This window comes from Streptomyces johnsoniae (assembly GCF_031845565.1).
Lineage (GTDB): Bacteria > Actinomycetota > Actinomycetes > Streptomycetales > Streptomycetaceae > Streptomyces > Streptomyces johnsoniae.
The window spans coordinates 1-990 of the sequence record NZ_JAVREV010000050.1 but is presented as its reverse complement, the minus strand read 5'-3'; the positions used below and the strand labels follow the sequence as shown (position 1 = coordinate 990).

The window sequence follows — 990 nt, the reverse complement described above, 5'->3', positions numbered from 1 at the left end:
ACCACAACGGCCGACCCACCGACCGCCCCTGCCCATACGTCGCCAGCAACGCCCCCGCCTCAATCGGATCACCCAAAGACGTCCCCGTCCCATGCGCCTCCACCACATCCACCTCACCCGCCGAAACCCCCGCATTCGCCAACGCCGCCCGAATCACCCGCTGCTGCGCCACACCATTCGGCGCCGAGAAACCACTGCTGCCACCGTCCTGGTTCACCGCGGAGCCCCGCACCACCGCAAGCACCGGATGACCGTTCCGCCGCGCATCCGACAAACGCTCCAGCAGCAGCGTTCCCGCTCCCTCGGACCAGCCGGTGCCGTCCGCCGAGGCGGCGAAGGACCGGCATCGGCCATCGGGAGACAGGGCGCGCTGGCGGCTGAACTCCACGAAGCCCAACGGGCTCGTCATTACCGTGACGCCGGCCGCGAGCGCGAGACTGCACTCGCCGTTCCGGAGCGACTGCGCGGCCAGGTGCAGCGCCACCAGCGACGAGGAACACGCCGTATCCACCGTCACCGCCGGCCCCTCAAGACCCAGCGTGTAGGCGACCCGGCCGGACACGACGCTGCCGGAGTCCCCGGTCAGGAGGTATCCCTCGAGTTCTTCCGGCACCTCCTCCAGAAGGGTTGCGTAGTCCTGGTGCATGACTCCGGCGAATACTCCGGTGCGGCTGCCTCGAACGGAATCCAGGGGAATTCCGGCGCGTTCGAACGCCTCCCACGCGGTTTCCAGCAACAACCGCTGCTGGGGATGCATGGCCAGGGCTTCGCGTGGACTGATCCCGAAGAACTCCGCGTCGAAATCACCCGCGTCCCGCAGGAAACCCCCCTGCCGCACATACGACTTCCCCGGCACCCCCGCCTCCGGATCGAACAGACGCTCCACATCCCAGCCCCGGTCCTCAGGAAAATCCGACACCGCATCCACCCCACCCGCCACCAGCCGCCACAAATCCTCCGGCGACCGCACATCCCCCGGGAAACGGCAGG

The 990-nt window shown here is 68.5% G+C and carries 1 protein-coding gene; it reads right to left on the bottom strand.

Annotation, left to right across the window (positions count from 1 at the left end; all coding sequences use genetic code 11):
- A partial coding sequence (locus RM779_RS33205) for a polyketide synthase (RefSeq protein ID WP_311621521.1) occupies window positions 1-990 on the bottom strand: 990 nt, incomplete at both ends.